This is a genomic window from Streptomyces sp. AC627_RSS907 (assembly GCF_019049165.1).
Genome location: NZ_JAGMUE010000604.1, coordinates 1 through 726, shown reverse-complemented (window position 1 = coordinate 726; position 726 = coordinate 1). Strand labels below are relative to the sequence as shown.

Genomic DNA, 726 nt, shown 5'->3' with positions numbered 1-726 from the left:
AGTCGGGTCCGTGGGGGTGCGGCCTTCCTAGCGTGGTGGGCGTAAGGGAAGGAGACCGAGGTGCTGGACCGGCTGAACCAGGCCCTGGAACACATCGAGGCGCACCTCGACCAGCGGATCGAGATGGCCGACCTGGCGCGGATCGCGGTGACGTCGGAGTACCACTTCCGGCGGCTGTTCTCCGCGCTGGCCGGGATGCCGCTGTCGGAGTACGTCCGGCGCAGGCGGCTGACCGTCGCGGGCGCCGAGGTGCTCGCCGGCGAGCGGACGCTCCTGGAGATCGCGGTGCGCTACGGCTACGGCTCGGGGGAGGCGTTCGCGCGGGCCTTCCGGGCCGTGCACGGCGTGGGCCCGGGCGAGGCGCGGCGCGATGGCGCGCCGCTGTGTTCGCAGCCTCGGATCTCCTTCCGGCTGACCGTCGAAGGGAGTAGCAGCATGCGATACCGAGTGGTGGAGAAGGAGCGGTTCCACGTCGTGGGCAGGAAGGCCCGGGTGCCGCTCGTCCACGAGGGCGCGAACCCGGCGATCGCGGAGTTCATCCGCGGCATCGACCGAAAGACGCTGGGGCGTATCACCGCCCTGTCCGACCAGGAGCCGCGCGGCGTGGTCGGGGTCAGCCACAACCTCGACCCGAGCCGGGCCGAGGGGACGGAGCTGGACTACTACCACGCCGTCGTGACCGGGGCCGACGCCCCCGCTGACCTGGACGCGTTGGAGGTGCCGGCC

1 protein-coding gene is annotated in these 726 nt (G+C 72.2%); it reads left to right on the top strand.

What is annotated here, in order from left to right; translation table 11 throughout:
• Positions 1-60 precede the first annotated feature (60 nt).
• A partial coding sequence (locus KUM32_RS37345) for a helix-turn-helix domain-containing protein (protein WP_217146298.1) occupies positions 61-726 on the top strand: 666 nt, incomplete at its 3' end.